The sequence below is a fragment of the Shewanella sp. 10B genome (assembly GCF_023475885.1).
GTDB classification, from domain to species: domain Bacteria; phylum Pseudomonadota; class Gammaproteobacteria; order Enterobacterales; family Shewanellaceae; genus Shewanella; species Shewanella mangrovisoli.
This window is the reverse complement of sequence record NZ_JAMDJO010000004.1, coordinates 139,445-159,765: the sequence shown is the minus strand read 5'-3', so window position 1 is coordinate 159,765 and position 20,321 is coordinate 139,445. Positions and strand designations below refer to the sequence as shown.

At 49.3% G+C, this 20,321-nt stretch carries 18 protein-coding genes; 8 read left to right on the top strand and 10 right to left on the bottom strand.

Annotated features, from left to right (window positions below; genetic code table 11):
• Positions 1-51: 51 nt before the first annotated feature.
• A complete protein-coding gene (locus M0415_RS15810) occupies positions 52-798 on the bottom strand; it encodes a TorF family putative porin (protein WP_086902476.1) in 747 nt (248 codons plus the stop codon).
• Between the two features lie 842 nt (positions 799-1,640).
• Between M0415_RS15810 and M0415_RS15805 the strand changes: the two genes are divergently transcribed.
• From M0415_RS15805 to M0415_RS15790, 4 genes are all read left to right on the top strand, one after another.
• The gene (locus M0415_RS15805) at positions 1,641-2,789 is read left to right on the top strand and encodes an efflux RND transporter periplasmic adaptor subunit (protein WP_249556505.1); all 1,149 of its coding nucleotides are present in this window, start codon (positions 1,641-1,643) and stop codon (positions 2,787-2,789) included.
• 9 nt (positions 2,790-2,798) lie between these two features.
• Entirely contained in the window at positions 2,799-5,933 is a 3,135-nt protein-coding gene (locus M0415_RS15800) for an efflux RND transporter permease subunit (RefSeq protein ID WP_249556504.1), read from the top strand.
• A gap of 127 nt (positions 5,934-6,060) precedes the next feature.
• Positions 6,061-6,339 (top strand): hypothetical protein, encoded by a 279-nt coding sequence (locus M0415_RS15795; RefSeq protein ID WP_249556503.1) that lies wholly within the window; start codon positions 6,061-6,063, stop codon positions 6,337-6,339.
• Positions 6,340-6,387: 48 nt separating this feature from the next.
• Positions 6,388-6,687, top strand: a complete 300-nt coding sequence (locus M0415_RS15790; RefSeq protein ID WP_249556502.1) for a hypothetical protein — start codon at positions 6,388-6,390, stop codon at positions 6,685-6,687.
• 90 nt (positions 6,688-6,777) lie between these two features.
• Here M0415_RS15790 and M0415_RS15785 read toward each other — a convergent pair whose 3' ends face one another.
• A complete protein-coding gene (locus tag M0415_RS15785; protein WP_283771535.1) occupies positions 6,778-8,385 on the bottom strand; it encodes an AbgT family transporter in 1,608 nt (535 codons plus the stop codon).
• Between the two features lie 468 nt (positions 8,386-8,853).
• Between M0415_RS15785 and M0415_RS15780 the strand changes: the two genes are divergently transcribed.
• The 3 genes from M0415_RS15780 to M0415_RS15770 are packed head-to-tail and all read left to right on the top strand — an operon-like array spanning position 8,854 to position 11,218.
• The gene (locus M0415_RS15780) at positions 8,854-9,420 is read left to right on the top strand and encodes a LemA family protein (protein WP_249556501.1); all 567 of its coding nucleotides are present in this window, start codon (positions 8,854-8,856) and stop codon (positions 9,418-9,420) included.
• 50 nt (positions 9,421-9,470) lie between these two features.
• Positions 9,471-10,499, top strand: coding sequence for a DUF3137 domain-containing protein (locus M0415_RS15775; RefSeq protein WP_249556500.1), 1,029 nt, complete (start codon positions 9,471-9,473; stop codon positions 10,497-10,499).
• A complete protein-coding gene (locus M0415_RS15770) occupies positions 10,499-11,218 on the top strand; it encodes a lytic transglycosylase domain-containing protein (RefSeq protein WP_249556499.1) in 720 nt (239 codons plus the stop codon). Before M0415_RS15775 ends, M0415_RS15770 begins: the two co-directional genes overlap by 1 nt.
• 175 nt (positions 11,219-11,393) lie before the next feature.
• Here the strand turns inward: M0415_RS15770 and M0415_RS15765 are convergent, their stop codons facing one another.
• Positions 11,394-12,239: a 23S rRNA (adenine(2030)-N(6))-methyltransferase RlmJ gene (locus M0415_RS15765; protein ID WP_249556498.1), complete on the bottom strand. Its 846-nt coding sequence runs from the start codon at positions 12,237-12,239 to the stop codon at positions 11,394-11,396.
• Between the two features lie 186 nt (positions 12,240-12,425).
• On the opposite strand from M0415_RS15765, the gene M0415_RS15760 reads away from it, so the two are divergent.
• The gene (locus tag M0415_RS15760; RefSeq protein ID WP_086902519.1) at positions 12,426-13,175 is read left to right on the top strand and encodes a class I SAM-dependent methyltransferase; all 750 of its coding nucleotides are present in this window, start codon (positions 12,426-12,428) and stop codon (positions 13,173-13,175) included.
• A gap of 88 nt (positions 13,176-13,263) precedes the next feature.
• Here the strand turns inward: M0415_RS15760 and M0415_RS15755 are convergent, their stop codons facing one another.
• From M0415_RS15755 to cyoA, 7 genes are all read right to left on the bottom strand, one after another.
• The gene (locus tag M0415_RS15755) at positions 13,264-14,400 is read right to left on the bottom strand and encodes an amidohydrolase (RefSeq protein ID WP_283771533.1); all 1,137 of its coding nucleotides are present in this window, start codon (positions 14,398-14,400) and stop codon (positions 13,264-13,266) included.
• Positions 14,401-14,540: 140 nt separating this feature from the next.
• Positions 14,541-15,074: an amidohydrolase family protein gene (locus M0415_RS21470; protein WP_283771532.1), complete on the bottom strand. Its 534-nt coding sequence runs from the start codon at positions 15,072-15,074 to the stop codon at positions 14,541-14,543.
• A gap of 183 nt (positions 15,075-15,257) precedes the next feature.
• Positions 15,258-16,190: a heme o synthase gene (gene cyoE / locus M0415_RS15750; RefSeq protein WP_249556497.1), complete on the bottom strand. Its 933-nt coding sequence runs from the start codon at positions 16,188-16,190 to the stop codon at positions 15,258-15,260.
• A 13-nt stretch (positions 16,191-16,203) separates the two neighbouring features.
• The gene (gene cyoD / locus M0415_RS15745; RefSeq protein WP_126512164.1) at positions 16,204-16,545 is read right to left on the bottom strand and encodes a cytochrome o ubiquinol oxidase subunit IV; all 342 of its coding nucleotides are present in this window, start codon (positions 16,543-16,545) and stop codon (positions 16,204-16,206) included.
• Complete coding sequence (gene cyoC, locus M0415_RS15740; RefSeq protein ID WP_011718747.1) at positions 16,545-17,165, bottom strand: cytochrome o ubiquinol oxidase subunit III; 621 nt, start codon at positions 17,163-17,165, stop codon at positions 16,545-16,547. Before cyoC ends, cyoD begins: the two co-directional genes overlap by 1 nt.
• Before the next feature lies 1 nt (position 17,166).
• Positions 17,167-19,146: a cytochrome o ubiquinol oxidase subunit I gene (cyoB, locus tag M0415_RS15735; protein WP_023266129.1), complete on the bottom strand. Its 1,980-nt coding sequence runs from the start codon at positions 19,144-19,146 to the stop codon at positions 17,167-17,169.
• 2 nt (positions 19,147-19,148) lie between these two features.
• The gene (gene cyoA / locus M0415_RS15730; RefSeq protein ID WP_249556496.1) at positions 19,149-20,177 is read right to left on the bottom strand and encodes a ubiquinol oxidase subunit II; all 1,029 of its coding nucleotides are present in this window, start codon (positions 20,175-20,177) and stop codon (positions 19,149-19,151) included.
• Positions 20,178-20,321 lie beyond the last annotated feature (144 nt).

Sequence of the window (20,321 nt, the reverse complement as noted above, 5' to 3'; positions counted from 1 at the left end):
TTGGAGTACTGCAGGGAAGCAGCGGGATGAACGTATAAGCAAAAAACAGGATTAGAAACTTTTACTGATCCCAATGACGACTCTGTCATCGAAGATTTGAGTTTGAGTGCCATAGACTTTATGGTCACTGTCGACAGTACTGCCGTGGTAGCGCAGGTCGAAGTTGAGGCCGTAGTAAGCTTTGCTCAAGCCAATGTTCCAGTGGCCCCAACCTTCGGCGCCATCACCCGTGAGGTCTTGATAACCCACAGAGGCCGAGATTTTTACGCCATTGTCAAAGCTATAGCTTGGGTGCAAGGCATAGTTAACCCCGTGCCAGCCATCGACACCAAACCAATCATCAACCGTTGGGGTGACTTCGAGTTGCAGATTTGCGCGGCCAAATTGTTTGCCTACTTTTAACCATAGCTCGGTGTAGTTGGAGTAGGACGCACCTGGATAGAGGTATGAAAACAACATCACATCGTAGGTAAAACCTGAGTCGCCAAATTCCCCCGCTTTGCCAATAAAAGGTGCGGTAACGATTTCTAAGTTAGGGTCGGCAAATTTGATGTTGGAGCTAAATACCCCAGCATACCAGCCTTGGTTGTGATTCCAGCTCAGTGTGCCTTGTACCACAGGAATATCGCCGTCTAAGGTTTCTGATTCACCACGAAACACATAGTCGGATGCAAAGTTAAGGTTGCCGTTAATGGTGCCGCCAAAGAGTTGATTATCTTCGGCGCCGTGGGAGCTTGCCGCCAAAGAAAGCAACGCCCCTGTCAGCAAAAATTTAGTACGAGTCTTCATAATCATCATCCAAAGTATTGGGAATTGTTAGCGCACCTTTATCGTAAAAATAAGTTGTGAATAGCGCTGCAACCTGGGATGAACCAATGACGAAAAGATATGAATGAATGTGAACAAGCGGCGAAATAACCGAGTTTGCCGGAGATGTGTTTGTGATCTAATTAATAAAAATACGTTTTTTGGGAAGCAGAGTTTCATTAAATGGGGTGTAAAAAGCCATTTCAGATTTGCCCTCAATTAAGCTTGGTCATAAAATGTCGCGTTCAAAGAGTTGAGTGTCACTCATTTCTGCTGATATGTAGATTCAAAGCGAATTTACATAAACCATACATCATTACCGTTACATCAATAGAATTAAGCATTCGAGTTTTGTAGCGTCTTGTTTGCATCACCATGAGTGAGAGAGCCATATTGGGCTCGGGCAAACAAGCCAAGCTAAACGACTGATGGTATATGCAAAAATGCTTATTTATTGGCGTAATGTAGTCGGATAAGTGTCATTTATATCGAATAGACTGTTATCAGGGTTTGCTTGATAGCAGCCTGTGGTGTCGAACAGGTTTGCAACATTTTCGATATAGAGTAGGCTGAATAAGTGTTTTGTATCGTACAACGCTAACAAGCTTATCCACTATTAACATATTTCTTAAATAGGATAACAATTCAATCAATAAGGTATTCGCGAAGGTGTGAATATTTTCATTAGTTTACACTTTAGTTTGTTTATCTTTCTTGTTCATCCTTATAGGGTATGCGATAAGTAACAGATTTGATTTTAGTTATAATTACGGCCGTCAGTTCACCTTTGAAAGCGTGAAAAAACGGTAGCGTTAATATTTAAAGGAGTTCTCATGCGGCAGACAATTAAACTTGCCTCAGTAATCAGCGTGGCGTTGTGGATGGCAGCTTGTAGCCCTCAAGAGGATAAGGCAGCTCAAGCCGGCGCTGGGCCGCAGAGTATGGAAGTTGGTGTAATCAACGTGGCGGCCAAGCCTCAGGTTATCCAAATCGAATTACCCGGCCGCAGTAAGGCGTTCCTCGAAGCCGAAGTACGTCCTCAAGTCAGCGGTATTGTTACCAAGCGTAGCTTTGTCGAAGGCGGTCATGTGAAGCAGGGCGAGTCCCTCTATCAAATCGACTCCGCGCCTTACAAGGCGGCACTGGTGAGCGCTAACGCCGATTTAGCCAGAGCGAATGCAAGCCTTGCTTCTGCTAAAGCCAAAGCGGCCCGTTATCAACAATTGGTAAAGACTAACGCTATCAGTAAGCAAGATTTCGATGAAGCCGAGGCGGCTTACAAAGAAGCGCTAGCAAGCGTGACAGTCGCTGAAGCGGCAATCAACACCGCCAAAATCAACCTCGAATACACCGAAGTGTTAGCGCCAATTTCTGGCCGTATCGGTAAATCGAGTGTGACTGCGGGTGCGCTGGTCACGGCAAACCAAAGCCAAACGCTGGCAACCATTCAACAGCTTGATCCTATCAATGTGGATATCGCCCAATCGAGTGCCCAATTGCTGCGCCTAAAAGCGAAATTACAGCAAGGCAAGCTGCAAGCGGCTGATAACGCTGACGTGCAGTTAGTGCTTGAAGACGGCACTGTTTATGGCCACAGCGGTAAGCTGCAATTTGCTGAGGTGAGTGTGGATGAAAACACGGGCTCAGTGATCCTGCGTGCTGAATTCCCTAACCCAGATGGCCTCTTACTGCCTGGCATGTATGTTCGCGCCGTGTTGAATACTGGTACCGATCCTCAAGCTATCTTAGTGCCACAAAAAGCCATTAGCCGTAACGCTAAGGGACAAGCAGTGGCCATGGTGGTGAACGATCAAGGCGTAGTGGAAGCAAAAATTGTTACTACTGCTGAAGTTATCGACAATCAATGGCGTATTACTGCCGGTTTGGAAGCGGGCGATAAGTTGATTGTGGAAGGATTACAAAAAATCCGTCCAGGTGCACCAGTCACTCCCAAAGTTATTTCTGAAACCCAAGCACAATAGGGCATAGCTATGGCACGTTTTTTTATTGATCGCCCCATCTTTGCGTGGGTGATCGCCTTAATCATTATGTTGGCGGGGGTTCTATCGATCCGATCCCTGCCAGTCTCGCAGTACCCCAGTATTGCGCCACCGACAGTGGTGATCAGTGCGAACTACCCAGGTGCATCGGCCAAAATCGTTGAAGACTCAGTGACTCAGGTGATTGAGCAACGTATGAAGGGTATCGACCACCTACGTTATATCGCATCGACCAGTGATAGCTTTGGTAACGCGTCTATTACCTTAACCTTTAACGCGGAAGCCGATCCGGATATCGCGCAGGTTCAGGTACAGAACAAGTTACAGGGCGCTATGACTCTGTTACCACAAGAGGTGCAATCTCAAGGGGTTAACGTTAACAAGTCAAGCTCAGGCTTCCTGATGGTACTGGGCTTCGTCTCGACCGACGGTTCTTTAGATAAGGGTGACATCGCCGACTATGTGGGCGCGAACATCCAAGATCCGATGAGCCGTGTACCGGGCGTGGGCGAAATTCAGATTTTCGGTGCCCAATATGCGATGCGTATATGGTTAGATCCACTGAAGCTGACCCAATACAATCTCACCAGCTTAGATGTGGTGAGCGCTATCCGTGCGCAAAACGCGCAGGTATCAGCGGGTCAACTCGGTGGTACACCATCACTGCCTGGACAAGAGTTAAACGCGACTGTATCGGCACAGAGCCGTCTGCAAACGCCAGAACAATTCCGCAAGATCATCATCAAATCCGATACATCGGGTGCGAACGTGTTCTTGGGTGATGTGGCACGTGTCGAACTAGGTTCTGAAAGCTATGCGGTAGAGTCTCTGTATAACGGCAAACCCGCTTCTGGTATTGCGATTAAGTTGGCTACTGGTGCTAACGCCTTAGACACAGCAGAAGCCGTTCGCGCTAAAGTTGAAGAGTTACGTCCCTTCTTCCCTGCTGGGTTAGATGTGGTTTACCCCTACGATACAACGCCATTCGTTGAGAAATCGATTGAAGGCGTAGTACACACTCTGCTCGAAGCTATCGTACTGGTGTTCGTCATCATGTACCTCTTCCTGCAAAACTTCCGTGCGACGCTCATTCCAACCATCGCAGTACCTGTCGTATTGCTGGGTACCTTTGCGATTCTGTCGGCAACGGGCTTCTCCATCAACACCCTCACCATGTTCGCTATGGTGCTGGCAATTGGTCTGCTCGTGGACGACGCGATTGTGGTGGTGGAAAACGTTGAGCGGGTAATGGCCGAAGAGGGCTTAAGCCCACTCGAGGCGACCCGTAAGTCAATGGATCAAATTACGGGTGCGTTAGTCGGTATCGGTCTGACCTTGTCTGCGGTATTCGTACCTATGGCGTTTATGTCGGGTTCTACCGGGGTAATTTACCGTCAGTTCTCGATCACTATCGTGTCTGCGATGGCGCTGTCTGTGCTGGTAGCCTTGATTTTAACGCCTGCACTCTGTGCGACCATGTTAAAACCTTTGAAGAAGGGCCATGGCCATATCGAAACCGGTTTCTTCGGCTGGTTTAACCGTGGCTTCGATCGCTTAACGAATCGTTACGAATCGAGCGTGGCTGGCATTATAAAACGTAGCTTCAGAGTCATGATGATTTACGCTGCATTAGTTGTGGCTGTGGGCTGGATCTTCATGCGCATGCCAACGGCATTCTTACCCGACGAAGACCAAGGTATCTTGTTCACGCAGGCGATTTTGCCAACTAACTCAACCCAAGAAAGTACGCTTAAAGTGCTGGAGAAAGTCTCTGATCACTATCTGGCTGAAGAGGGCGTGAGATCGGTATTCAGCGTGGCGGGCTTCAGTTTCGCGGGTCAAGGCCAAAACATGGGTATTGCCTTCGTTGGCTTGAAGGATTGGTCTGAGCGTGAAGCGCCAGGTATGGATGTGCAATCCATTGCGGGTCGCGCGATGGGCGTATTCAGCCAAATGAAAGAAGCCTTCGTATTCGCCTTCGTACCGCCTGCGGTAATCGAGCTGGGTACGGCTAACGGTTTCGACATGTACCTACAAGATAAGAATGGTCAAGGGCACGACAAGTTAGTCGCAGCGCGTAACCAATTGCTAGGTATGGCGGCACAGAATCCAAATCTCGTGGGCGTTCGTCCAAACGGTCAGGAAGATGCGCCAATCTATCAGTTGCATATCGACCATGCCAAACTGAGTGCCTTAGGCATTGAGATTGCGAACGTGAACAGCGTACTCGCAACCGCATGGGGTGGCTCTTATGTAAACGACTTTATCGACCGTGGTCGTGTGAAGAAGGTTTACGTACAGGGTGATGCGCAATACCGTATGCAACCTGAAGACTTAGACACTTGGTACGTGCGTAACAACAAGGGCGACATGGTGCCATTCTCGGCCTTCGCAACGGGCGCATGGGAATATGGTTCACCTCGTCTAGAACGCTTCAACGGTTTACCTGCCATGAACATTCAAGGCGCAACGGCTCCTGGTTTCAGTACCGGTGCGGCGATGAATATCATGGAAGACATGGTGAAGCAGTTACCACCTGGCTTTGGTATCGAGTGGAACGGCTTATCCTATGAGGAACGTTTATCGGGTAACCAAGCGCCAGCGCTGTATGCGCTGTCGATTCTGGTCGTATTCCTCGTACTGGCAGCCCTGTATGAGAGCTGGTCTGTACCGTTCGCAGTAATCCTAGTGGTTCCGCTCGGTATTATCGGTGCCCTGCTGGCGATGAATGGTCGTGGCTTGCCAAACGACGTGTTCTTCCAGGTGGGTCTGTTGACGACGGTCGGTTTAGCGACGAAGAACGCCATCTTGATTGTGGAATTCGCCAAAGAATTCTATGAAAAAGGTGCGGGTCTTATCGAAGCGACTTTACATGCGGTCCGCGTGCGTTTGCGTCCAATTCTGATGACGTCACTCGCCTTCGGTCTGGGTGTTGTACCGTTAGCGATTAGTACGGGTGTAGGTTCTGGTAGCCAGAACGCCATCGGTACCGGTGTACTCGGCGGTATGATGAGTTCGACCTTCCTAGGTATCTTCTTCGTGCCGTTGTTCTTCGTGATTGTGGAACGCATCTTTAATAAGCGCGAGAAGAAAGGTAAAGAAGAAAAGCCGACCTCGGCGGAGTAATCGAACCTAACACTCTTAAAGCCCTGCACATGCAGGGCTTTTTGTTAGCGTATCGTTACTACGATGGATAGCCAGCATTAACCAATTCAGGCATATTGGCGGAATCATAAAGGATGGGGAGTTTGGTATGTCGTCACAGGAACTTGCAGCATTGGATAAAGCCATAGCCAAGGGAAAGTGGTTTTTTATCCTAGTGGTTGGCGTGTTGTTTTGGGGTTGTATGACTTCAGTCGTGGTCGCCACTATCCATTATTTGACCTCAGAGACATCCTTTTGGGGTGAGTTAGCTCGGGCACTCTATCTTTATCCTGCGGCAGGTCTTTTATTTGGTTGGTTTGCTTGGGTGCAGCTACAAGGTAAAAGAGATAGACTGCGCGCCGAATATTATCAGCCGCATAATGAGTAACAGTGCGTTGGCTTTAGGAGCAAAGTGGTGTCATCGGTGAGAGGTTTTATGACTAAGCAGCTTATCATGGCAGTCGTTTGCCATTGTATCGCCGTGGGCACGGTCGCCTATGGCGCCTATGAGTTTTATCTTGAGCAGCAGGCCGTTCCTGAGCTGACTCGCCTCTTTGCCGTCGCAGTATTTTTTATTGGCATGGGGCTCGACCCTAATATGTTTTTTACTCCTCTCAACCAAGTGATGAGTCAGGCGGAGGATAAATCGCCTAAGGCAAAATTACAGACTGTGGTGTTTAATCTGGGGGTTTTCCTGCTGATAAGTAGTTTTTTAATGGAATGGTTGTACGACTGAAGTCGTTAATCCCTGCATGAATTCCGACATCAAAAAGGGCGTCGAGCTTAGCTTCGACGCCCTTTTTGTTAGGGATGGAGTTAGACTGGCTTAAGGCGTGTAGTAAGTGGCAGCGCCTGGCCCCACAGGCAGACCAAAACCAAATACCCACAGGAAGAAGAACGCCGTCCAGCCAACGAAAAACACTAAGGTGTACGGCAGCATAGTAGCGATAAGCGTGCCTATGCCGAGGTTTTTCTGGTAACGGCAAGCCACGGCCAAAATCAGTCCAAAATAACTCATCATAGGCGTGACTAAGTTAGTCACTGAGTCGCCAATACGGTAGGCCGCTTGAATGGTTTCGGGCGCATAGCCGACTAACATCAGCATAGGTACAAAAATCGGTGCGGTAATGGCCCACTGGGCCGAGGCGCTACCCAGCATCAAGTTGATAAAACCACAGATCATAATAAAAAACAGGAACAGGATTGGCCCGGTTAAGCCAATGGATTGCAGGGCATCGGCACCCAGCACGGCTAACACGGCGCCTAGATTACTCCAGTTAAAAAAGGCCACAAATTGCGCCGCAAAAAATACCAGTACGATATACAGCCCCATAGTACTCATGCTGTGTGACATGGCATTGATAACGTCTTTATCGTTTTTAATGCTGCCAACGACCTTACCGTAGACAAAACCTGGGATCGCAAAACAGATAAAGATAAAGGCTACTATGCCTTTGAGGAAGGGGGAGCCCGAGACCAGACCGGTTTTCGGATCGCGCAGTGGCGCACCCTCTGGCACGACGGACAGCGCAAGGAATACCGCTAGCACCAGCATAGATAATCCCGCCCACTTGAGGCCGCGTTTTTCCAGCTCGGTGACATTGCCCATGGATTGGTGCACGGTTTCATCGGCATCATCGCCTTGATATTTGCCCAGTTTCGGCTCGACAATTTTCTCAGTCACAAAGGCGCCGAGGAAAGTAATCACAAAGGTCGAGACAAACATAAAGTACCAGTTAACCTCGGGGCCGACGTTGTAGTCGGGATCGATCATTCGCGCCGCCGCCTCAGTGATACCCGATAACAGCGGATCGACAGTACCAAGCAATAGGTTAGCGCTGTATCCCCCTGATACCCCAGCAAATGCCGCGGCCAGCCCCGCCAGTGGATGACGACCTAAGGAGTGGAAGATCATCGCCGCCATGGGAATTAATACCACATATCCAAGCTCTGCCGCCGTGTTCGACATAATGCCGGCAAATACGATAGTTAACGTCACCAAACGCTTCGACGCGCCCATAACGAGTGCACGCATCGCCGCGGATAACAGCCCCGAACGCTCGGCAATACCCACACCTAGTAGGGCGACCAGCACAGTGCCTAAGGGCGTAAAGCCGGTGAAGTTAGTGACTAAGTTGGACACTATCATCCGCAAGCCTTCGGCATTCATCAGGCTGACGACATGGATAAGTCCATCGGCGCCTCGGCCGTGGGCACCCTCGGGGCGCGGATCGGTGACCGTTAATCCAAAGTAGCCCGCAACGCCAGATACTAAGATCACGGCGACACAGAACAGGGCGAACAAGGTAATAGGATGGGGGAGTAAGTTCCCTAAGCGTTCGACAATATTAAGAAAGCGGACAAACCAGCCGCGAGAACTCATGTCGTCGGCCTGTGGTGAATTGACGGGAATATCGTTGGATTTCGAGCTCATTCTCTTGCCTCTGTCGACCTTTGCTAGCGCATTCTTTACCCGGGAGCAGAATCGATGCGGCGTACTTGGCAGAGCTATGTCTGGCCCAAGTGGTTGGATTAACGCTAAGGTGAAAGTTAAAAAATTGGCCGAAAAGTATGATGGTTAAGCTTTAATTGAAACTTAAATGTTGCAACTGCGGCTGTGCGGCGGATTATGGGGGGGAATGCGGGATAAAAAAAATGGACTCACTAGGAGTCCAGTATTCACGAGCAAAAAGGTTGCTCTTAACGTTGTGCATATACACTATAGCCTAGTTTTTCTGTATCCAAGCTGAATAATCTCGCTGGTCATTTTGTTGCTTAATGCTCTGACCAGAATCGCTAAAGCTAATATTTCATTGCGTTAGCTATCGCTTTAGATGAAATTCTTAGCCATTTATGTTTAGCTGTACCCGTTGAGACTAAGAACAAACCCTAAGGATGGAAGATGGACAAACTGTTATTAGGATTAGCGCTGATTTTTATCGTCACCTACCTTTGGTACGTCAGCCTAGTCAAAAAGCGCAATACCGCCCTCGAAGCCCTGTCGGGGATCGATGTGCAGTTAGCCAAGCGCGCCGATCTTGTGCCCAATATCCTCAAAATCGCCAAGCGATTTATGGATCATGAAAAGTCATTACTCACTGAAATCACTGAGCTACGTACGCAATTAACCCGTAATTACAACAAGGCAGATCCCAATGCGGTGAAAGAGCATATCGCGCAAGCCGAGAAGCTGAACGATAAAATGGGTGCCTTGATGGTGAGCGTTGAAAGCTATCCCGAGCTGAAGTCGGACAACACTATGCTCGAGGCGATGCAAACCTATAACGAGGTCGAAGCCCATATCTCTGCTGCCCGCCGTTTCTATAATTCGGCGGTGTCTGAGTTAAATACTGCCGTTGAGATTTTCCCCGGGTCGATTATTGCGTCGATGGCAAACATTAAGGTGATGCCATTCTATGAGGTGAATGAAGCCTCTAAAGCGCCAATAGACGCGGCAGATTATCTGTAATCCTTCGATATTTGCGGGGCCAAGATAGGCTCCGCAAACATATTAACTGAATGAATATAATCACCTTTATCTTAGGTAGTCCTATCAAGGCTCAGCGACAGGCGGCAAGATTATCGGCGGACGCTTCGGATCGGGAGTCACTGCAGGAGTACTACGATACTCAACTAGCACCGCTCGCCGCCCGCTATGAAACCAAGCGCGTCAACAGCCTTAAGGTGACACGAAAACGCTTATATCTTAGTTTGGCGATTGTCGCAGCTCTTGTGCTGTTAGCGCTATTGGGGCATAGCCGTGGACTCATGCTGTTTCCGCTGCCATTAGTCGCGTTATTGGGATTAGGTTTTTGGAGTTTTACACCGACTCGGCAGTTTAAGCGGCAAGTGCAGCAAGAAATCTATCCCATCATGTTTAAGTACTTTGGTGAGGATTTTATCTACAACCGCGAGATGCGACTCGACATGAATCGCCTTAGTGCGGCTAAGGTGCTACCCAATTACGATAAGGCGAGCTTTGGTGATTATATTCAAGGTCAATACAAGGGCATTGAGTTAGTCGTCAATGAGTTAACCCTGACCAAAGACGTGCGAGTGGAGGAGTGGGACGGCAATAAACGCCGAACCGTAACCCGCACTGAGACTCGCTTTCGCGGCACTGTGGTTGAGCTGAGTAGCCATAAGCAATTTATTGGTCATACCGTGGTATTAAAGGATCGCGGCGGGCTGGCAAATTTCTTATCCGACAGCCACTCAGGGCTGCAAAGGGTGAAGCTTGAAGATCCCCTGTTCGAAAAAGAGTTCGATGTGTTTTCAACGGATCAAATCGAGTCGCGCTATTTGCTCAATACCGCCTTTATGGAGCGTTTGCAGCAATTGGCAAAGTCCTTCGATGGGGAGATTCAATGCGCCTTCTTTCTCAACCGTTTGATCTTGTTTTTGCCTAATCGCCGCAGTCGTTTTCAGATGCGCTCTATCTTCGACAGTGCGCATTTTTCGGCGGAATTTAGCCAGTTAAACCGTGAGATGAGGCAACTCTTTGCTATTATTGAAGTACTTAAACTCAACGAACACACGGGACTTTGATGCCAGCAACGCATTCTTCGCCACTTTGCCTTAAGCCGATAGCCATAGCTAGCCTTGGTTTGTGCTTGGCTTGGGGAAGTGTTGCGGCCGCGTTTGCTGAAGAAGCCAAGCCTAAGCCCCGTATTGTGGCCCGTTATTCTGAAAGCGGTATTGTGAGTAACACTGGGCAAGAAAAAGTCAAAGTTTATCAATATCTACAGGCCAATGGGGTCACGGCTTTTACCGATAAAGCGCCGACCACCAATGAGTATCAAATCCTGCTCTATGACTGTTTTGCCTGTCGTCCAGATTCTAAAATTGACTGGAATGGCATTCGGTTGTTTACCCGCAATTACGATAGTTTGATCAGCCGTGCGGCCCATAAACATCAATTGGACCCTGCACTTATCCGCGCCGTGATCCATGCCGAGTCGGCCTTTAATGCCAGAGCCTTGTCGCGCACTGGCGCAATGGGTTTGATGCAATTGATGCCCGAAACCGCCAAAGAGATGGGCGTGACCAATGCCTTTTTACCGGAGGAGAATATTCTCGGCGGCAGTAAGTATTTGGCGCAAATGCTAAAACAGTTTAATGGTGATATTGCATTGGCCTGCGCGGCTTACAATGCTGGGCCAACCACTGTGACCCAATACAACGGTATTCCTCCCTATCCAGAAACCCAAGCCTATGTGGAGCGGGTGCAAATTCTGCTAAAACGTTACCGCAGCGCCAAAGTCTAGCGGCACTGCCACTCTCTATTTAACCTGAACTCGGGGTAACGAGTGTCGAAAAGATGCCTATTCAGCGGCTCTAATTATCCCGAGCTTAGGTTATTTCATGCTTAAAAAACAAAAGCAGCGTACCTAGGAGGTGGCGCTGCTCTGCTAAAGGCTGTGATAACGCAATAGGATTTGCTTATTCGCCGACTTCCCATTTAACGATGACATTGCCATCCGCTTGGCCTAAGTTTTTGCCAAGATAGTCGAGCATTTCGGTCGCAATTTCATCCAGTTGCCAAGGTGGGTTAATCACCCATAGTCCTGCGGCGGTCATGCCAAATTCATTGGAGTCCGGTTTGATGGCCTGCTCGATACGCAGCTGGCGCTTAATGCCGCTGTCGGCTAAGCGGGAAAGCATTTCTTCCGTTTGCGCGCGGTTAACTACGGGATACCAGAGCATAAATACGCCCGTGGCAAAGCGTTTATGCGCCTTGATTAAGGTCTCGGCGACCGTTTGATAGTCGGTCTTAATCTCATAGCTGGGGTCGACAAGCACCAGTGCACGGCGCTCTAGCGGCGGTACCGCAGCAATCAATCCTTTAAGGCCATCACCCTTGGTGACTTTTACTTGCTTATCCTGCTCAAAATACTCATCCAGCAGCAGATGATCGGTACCGTGCAGCTCGTGCAGCAGCATACGATCCTTTGGCCCTAGCTCCATATCGATAATGGCGGGAGAACCTGGGTAAAAATTGAGTTCTTCTGGATTGTCTTCGTTAAAGTGACGCACCGCATCCACATAATCCTGCAGGGATTTCGGTAGATCGGTTTTGTCCCAAAGCTTAGCTACGCCTTCGAGGTATTCACCCGTCTTCTGGGCAAACTCATCCGTTAACGCATAACCGCCCGCACCCGCATGGGTATCGATATAGACTAAGGGTTTGTCTTTCTTATGCATTAACTGCAAGGTTTGCAGCAAAATAGCGTGTTTCAACACATCGGCATAATTGCCGGCGTGATAACCGTGGCGGTAACTTAACATCGGATCTTCCAAGGTGAGCAGTACAGGTGAGATACCCGCATTCAATGGGGCAATTATAGGGACAATACTCCTTGGGGTAAATTAGCCACACTAAGTGCTGCCCCAAATTCGCCATGAAGAGAGTATTCAGCTCTGCTCGCTTTTGGCATAATGGCGGCATTTTCTCCCCGTTAAACAGTGATCCCTTTGCCTATTCCAGTCTTTTTTAATCAGCAATTTCCAACTCTTGTGGATATCTGTGCTCGTTGGCAACTGGTGTTTGATGCCGATGCGCCATTCGAATTGCGTTTTGAATCAGACACCTTGACGCTACATAAGCGCGATGAACCTAAGCTCGATGGCATAGTAGTGGATTTTGTGACTGGTGCGGTTGCTCATCGACGCAAGTTTGGTGGCGGTCGTGGTCAGTCGATAGCCAAGGCTGTCGGGTTAAAGCAGGGCGTTACACCAAAAGTGGTCGATGGTACTGCGGGCCTCGGCCGCGATGCCTTTGTGCTGGCAAGCTTAGGCTGCACTGTGACTATGGTAGAGCGCCATCCTGTGGTGGCCGCATTATTAGAAGATGGCCTGCGCCGCGCCTATCAAGATGCCGAAATCGGTGACTGGATGCGTGAACGTATGCAGCTTTTCCATGGTTCCAGCCTCGAAGCACTCGCCAAATTGGAGCAAGAGGTCGATGTCGTCTACCTCGACCCTATGTACCCCCACCGCGACAAATCGGCCTTGGTTAAAAAGGAAATGCGGGTCTTCCAAACCTTAGTCGGTGCAGACCTCGACGCCGATGGATTGCTCGCCCCCGCCATGGCCCTAGCCAGTAAGCGTGTTGTGGTTAAACGCCCAGATTATGCCGAAGATCTCGCCGGCGTTAAGCCCAGTATGGTTATTGAGACTAAGAAAAACCGCTTCGATGTTTATGTAAAATCGGCAATGAAGTAACTCTTTAACAAATCAAAGTTTTCACAACGGCGTATAAAAGAAATGTCGAAAGAAGCGCAAGTCTTCTATCGACATTTTACCGCCAAGTTTAATGTGCGTGCTGCAATAAGCCTGTCGCTATCATGGCTGTCGTTGCTATTGATTGGCATTTGGCGGACTCTACGCAGCTTCCTGTATTAGCATTGACTTGATCATCACGTTTATAGACAGTTTGGCCTTCTTTAATCGTTTCTAATATCTGAATATCGGCAAGAGCTTCGGGGGCAACTTGCAGTGGGTTACCGGATAAGATCACTAAGTCTGCCAGTTTGCCAACTTCCAGCGAGCCCTTATTTTTTTCCTCTTTATATTGAGTTGCTGCCCACAGGGTTTGAGATTTCAATCCCTCCAATGGAGAGGCCTTTTGTGCCGGGCCGAGTACGCGTCCAGTGCGGCTGATACGATTCACTGTAGCGGAGTAAACTCGCATTGAGTTGGGTAATGCGACCGGCGAGTCATGGTGTGAGGTATAAATCATCCCCAGTTCTCGCGCCCAGCCCGTTGGCGAGATATTTTGAGCGCGCTCACCGCCTAGCACTGAGTCCATATGCCAATCACCCCAGTAAAAGGTGTGCATTGGGAAGAAAGATGGAAAAACCCCAAGGCGTTTAAAGCTCTCGACCTGATCCTTGCGTGCCGTTTGTGCATGGATGGCGACAAAGCCCCTATCTGGCTTGCCGTGTTTTTTCTCACTGGCTTCAATGCCTTTAAGGAGCTGATCGATGGCAGCATCGCCATTCACATGGGTTAGCAATTGCCAGCCTTTGCTCTGGGCGAGTTCAATATATTCCGCAGCCTTCTCATTGGTCATGCTTGGGTAACCCTTGTATCCCGCCTCTTGTCCAACCGGTGGAACCAAATAGGGCTGAGTCAACCAAGCGGTTTTACCCTGTGGCGAACCATCGAGGTTGAGTTTAGCCCCAGCTACGCGGAAACCGTTGCTGTAATTAGTAGAATAATAGGGTGGAACAATCACATCCTGTGCGCTTTGAATATCTGGGTAGGCAGCCACATCGATAGGTAACTTTTGTTGCTGCGCGACGTTATACATGGTTTTTACCGCAGCGCTAGAGGCTCGGCCTTCCTGCGCTGTGGTGTAGCCGAAGCTGGAATAGAGCTTCATGCCTGCAGCAAAGATGGTTTCGTTTTCCTTTTCATTGAGCTTGGCAAACAGCGGGAGCAGCATGCCAAAGAAGGCGGTTTCTTCGAGTACGCCATTGGGGGTTTTGCCATCCCATCGGCCTCGCGGCGCAGTTTTCCGCCTTCAGGATCCTGAGTTTCGGCGGTAAAACCTACGAGTTCCAGCGCCTTAGTATTCAGTGTGGCTCAGTGGCCAGATTGATGGATGATAAGCACTGGAATGTCCTTAGCAATGGCGTCTAATTCCTGGCGGGTTGGGTGACGTTGCTCCGCCAGCTGTGAGTCGTCGTAACCAAAGCCGAGAATGATGCCGAGCTTGCTGTTTTCAGCTTTGCCTGCCCATGCCTTTAACGCTTTCTGTAGATCGGCAATATTACCGACATGTCCATCAGGAGCCGCGAGCAGATTTGCCGATAGCGCTTGGATCCCTGTATTGAATACGTGGCCATGGCCGTCGATAAAACCTGGGATTAGTGTCTTACCATTGAGATTGATTACTTGAGTGTCATTCCCTTTGAGTTTTAGCAGTTCCGATGCTTTGCCAACGGCAAGAATGCGGCCATTTTTTATCGCTAATGCCTCTGCTGTGGGGGCAGAGTCATTCACTGTTATTATGTTGCCACCCATATAAATTGCTTCGGCATTGGGTTTTGGTGGACTCGATGCTTGTACGAATGGACTCAAACTGAAACAGACTATGGCTGATGATATCAATTTCATCGAATACTCCCTGTAATAATGCACATAAACGTTTATAGGCGTTTGATATTGTAGTCCAATAAATTTCGATGGCTGAGATTGTCGTCGTTAAACGGTACTAAAGTATTGGGGTGACGCTAGTCATACGGCAATAAAAAAGCGCTAACCTAGGTTAGCGCTTTTGTTTTTGAATAAAGGTTATATTTATCGCACTAAGGTAAACAGTGGGGTTTGACTGACCGCTTGAAAATCCAGCGCCATGGTTACACTGAGTGCTGTGATGGTAATAATTGAAAAACCAAACACTTGTCTGGCCCAACGTGGCATATCCACATCTTGACGATAACCTTTGAGGGCCATAGTTAGCCACCAGAGGCTGGTGGCACAGGTCACGGCCATAAAGGCGGTACCTGTGTAACCTGCGAGTGGCAGCATGGTGCTGACCAAGGCGAACACTGCGATATAGAGCACTATATGGTGCTTCGCCTTGGCCATCCCTTCGGCGACGGGCAGCACGGGGATCTTCGCGGCTGCATAGTCATTAAAGCGGAAAATCGCGATGGCGTAGGAGTGTGGCATCTGCCAGAGACTGAACATCAGCAATAAAATCACTGCGCCCATATCCATTTGCCCCGTCACGCTGCAATAGCCCACCACGGGCGGTACTGCGCCCGAAAAGCTGCCGACTAAGGTGCCGTAAACCGAGTTTCGCTTCATATAGAGGCTATAAATCCCGACATAAACGACATAGCCAATGGCGGCAAACAGCAGGGCTAAGGCATTGGTGAACAAGGCTAAGATGCCAAATCCAAGCACGCCCAAGACGATGCCAAACAGCAAGACATGGCTTAGGGGGATTTCGCCCGTGACGGTGACGCGTTTGCAGGTGCGCTGCATTTTGGCGTCAATGTCACGGTCAATACAGTTATTAATCGCACAGCCTGAGGCGACGACTAAGGATAATCCCACTAAGCTTGCCAGCATCAAGACCAGATCCACATCGCCCTTCGCGGCCAATAGGAAGCCGCCAGCAACGGAAATCAGATTCCCGAAAATGATGCCAGGCTTAGTCACCTGTACATACCCTTTGAAGCGTGCTTTCCATTGCGTCGATGTCAATCTAGCTTGTGTGTTCATTTGCTGTGTCTCGTTACATCATCAAAGCGTTAGCTTCGAGAATGATCCATACCGACAAGCCAACCACCATCACGATGATCAGCGCGGTAAATAGGAAGGAGAAGGTGTTGATCTTGCCTTCCTTAGAGAAGTCCAAGTGCAGGAAGTACTTAAGGTGTACCAAAATCTGCACCAGTGCCGTGACAACGACGATGGCAAGCGTCGTCGATTGCTCGAAGTGATGGGTCATTACCGCCCAGAATGGGATGGCAGTTAACACCACTGACAGCACAAAACCGACTAAGTAGGACTTGATGCTGGCGGCCAGATCGTCTGCGCCATGGCTATGGTCATGTGATTGAGTATGTGCGCCCATTACAGTGCTCCCAATAAGTACACAACGGTGAATACACAAATCCACACGATGTCGAGGAAATGCCAGAACAAGCTTAAGCAGCTCAGGCGAGTGATGCTGCGGTTACCTAAGCCAGTTTTAGCGACTTCAATCATCATGATCGCCATCCAAATTAACCCCGCGGTCACGTGCAAGCCGTGCATGCCCACTAAGGTGAAGAAAGATGACAGGAAGGCGCTGCGTTGTGGGCCGTTGCCATGTTCGATCAGGTGATGGAACTCATAGACTTCCATGCCGATAAACACACAGCCCAGTGCAAAGGTAATGGCTAACCAAGTAAGGGTTGCCGCCTTGTTGTGGCGCTTAGCGAAAATCAACGCGAAACCATAGGTAATACTACTGAGCAGCAGGGCTGCGGTTTCGATCAGCACAAAGTCCAGTTCGAAAATGTCTTTACCCGATACACCGCCGTCGGTGTTCATATAGAGTACGGCGTAGGTGGCAAATACCGATGCAAACAGGATGCAGTCGGTCATCAGGTAGAGCCAAAAACCAAACAGGGTGTTGCCACCCGTATCATGGTGCTCGTGGTGCTCCTCGGCGTGAGCAACTTCTAAATCAGCTGGGATTGCAACACTCATATCAGCCCCTTACTACATTGTTTAAGTGAGCATTTTCAATGCGTGCCACTTCATCGGGTTGAACGTAATAGTCGACATCGTTGTTATAAGCACGGAATAAGAACACGATAAACGCGCCCACCATGCCCACAATCGCGAGCCACAGAATGTGCCAAATCGCAGCAAAACCAGCGGCAGTAATACCCAGCGCCATTAAGATCCCGCTAGGGGTATTCTTCGGCATATGGATTGGCTGATAGTGTTTGAGGCGTTGATAGGCGGTGCCTTTTTCTTTGGCATCGGTAAAGGCATCGATATCAGACACTTGTGGCAACTTAGCAAAGTTGTAGAACTGTGGTGGTGAGGCGGTTGACCATTCCAGCGTGTGGCCATTCCATGGGTCGCCCGTGGTGTCTCGGTTTTGGTCGCGGTCACGGATACTCACGTACAGTTGCACGAATTGCAGAATGATACCGACCATGATGATGCAAGCACCCACGGCAGCGATATAGATCCACATGTTCCATGCTGGGTTATCGATGTGGTTGATACGGCGAGTCATCCCCATAAAACCGAGTACATACAGCGGCATAAAGGCCACATAGAAACCAATTTGCCAGCACCAGAATGAGGCTTTACCTAAACGCTCATTTAAGTGGAAACCTGTCGCTTTCGGGAACCAGTAAGCAAAACCTGCTAAGTAACCGAACACGGCACCACCGATAATGGTGTTATGGAAGTGAGCGATCAGGAACAAGCTGTTGTGCAGTACGTAGTCGGCGCCAGGTACGGCCAATAACACGCCCGTCATACCACCGATGGTGAAAGTCACCATAAAGCCTAAGGTCCACAGCACTGGCACAGTTAAGCGCAGGCGTCCGCGGTAAATAGTGAACAACCAGTTAAACAGTTTTACCCCAGTCGGGACCGCAATCACCATGGTCATCACACCGAAGAAGGCGTTGACGTTGGCGCTCGAGCCCATGGTAAAGAAGTGGTGTAACCACACGATAAAACCGAGGATCGAAATCGCGCCGCTGGCCCATACCATGGAGGAATAGCCGAACAGACGCTTAGAGGTAAAGGTTGAAATTACATCCGAGAAGATACCGAACGCAGGTAAAATCAGGATGTAAACTTCAGGGTGACCCCAAGCCCAGAACAGGTTGATATACATCATGGCGTTACCACCACCATCATTGGTGAAGAAGTGGAAACCCATGTAGCGATCGAGTGTTAACAGTGCTAAAACGGCGGTCAGGATCGGGAACGATGCCACGATCAGGATGTTGGCCCAAGTACAAGTCCAAGTGAAGATGGGCATTTGCATCAGCTTCATGCCTGGGGCGCGCATCTTAAGCACAGTCGCGATAAAGTTGACCCCGGTTAAGGTTGTCCCTATCCCCGAAATCTGTAGCGCCCAGATATAGTAATCGACCCCAACGCCCGGACTATAAGCCAGCTCAGACAACGGTGGGTAAGCTACCCAACCGGTACGGGCGAATTCACCTAAACCTAATGAAATATTGATCAGCACGGCACCAGACGCGGTTAACCAGAAGCTGAGGTTGTTCAAGAAGGGGAAGGCAACGTCGCGGGCACCGATTTGCAGTGGCAGCACTAAGTTCATTAGACCGATCATAAATGGCATCGCCATAAAGATAATCATGATCACGCCGTGGGCAGTGAAGATTTGGTCGTAATGTTCTGGCGGCAGATAACCTGCGGCGCCATTGGTGGCCAGTGCCTGTTGGGTACGCATCATGATGGCGTCGGAAAAACCGCGGATCAACATGATGAAGGCAAGCACTATGTACATGATACCGAGGCGTTTATGGTCAACCGAGGTTAACCAGTCGTGCCAAAGCACGCCCCATTTTTTGTGTTTAGTGATCAAGGCTGCGACGTACAGGCCTATCACGGCAACAACCGCAAGGGTCACCATGATGATAGGCTCATGATACGGGATCGCATCTAAGCTTAATTTACCGAGAAAAGACATGATTACTCCGCCTCCACTTGGTGAGTGGATGAGTGTTCTGTAGATGAAGTGTCAGAATGGGTTGAGCCTTCCATGTCGGCCATCTTCTGGTCGCTCGCCATATGCGGCATATCGTGGTGCATGCCAGCCATATTGTGGTCGGCACTCATGTGTTCCATACCTTCATGGCCTGCCATGTTCTCGTTTGAGTCCATATGCATGTATTGCATAACGATTTGATCGAACATGCCGTGACTCACTGAGCCAAAGTATTCAACAGGATTGTTTTCACTCTTCTGTGCTAAGGCTTGATAAGTCGCAGAGTCTAAGGTCTTAGTCGCCTGTTGTTTGGCCTTGGCTACCCAAGCATCGAAGTCGGCTGCCGTTGGCGTGGCAATGGCTTTAAACTTCATGCCCGCAAAACCTGCGCCGCTATAGTTAGCGGAAATACCGTCATAGGTACCGGGTTCGTTGGCAATCAGGTGCAACTTAGTCGTCATCCCTGCCATTGAGTAGATTTGGCTACCTAACTGCGGGATAAAGAAAGAGTTCATGGCGGTATCAGAGGTGATCTTAAAGTTCACTGGTACATTCGCTGGGAAAGCTAGCTCGTTTACCGAAGCAACACCTTGTTCTGGATAGATAAATAACCATTTCCAGTCCATAGAAACCACTTCAACCGTAATCGGCTTGGCGTCGTGTTCGAGTGGTTTGTAAGGGTCGAGATCATGGGTTGAACCCCAAGTGATCACGCCTAAAATCACGACGATCACAATCGGCACAATCCAAACCACGGTTTCAATCGCACTTGAGTGGGACCATTTAGGGGCAAAAACCTCATGATCTCGGCCATCGCGGTATTTCCATGCGAAGAACAAGGTCATGAAGATCACGGGGATAACCACAATCAGCATGAGTAGGGTAGCGATGATGATCAGGTGCTTTTCATCGACACCGATCTGGCCCTTGGGATCCAATACGCCGCCATCACAGCCTGCGAGCATTAGGGCAAGTGCCGCGAATGCTACTTTACTTAAATTTCGAATTAACAAAGGAAGATTCCTCTAACCCTAAGGTTTACAACTCTGCCCAGAGAGATAGGCAGTAGCATTGAGCGGCGTTATCCGAAGGCAAATCCGAAAGTGGCTCGAGCGCGGCACAAAAAATGCCTGCCACCCCAATACGAGATTGAGGAT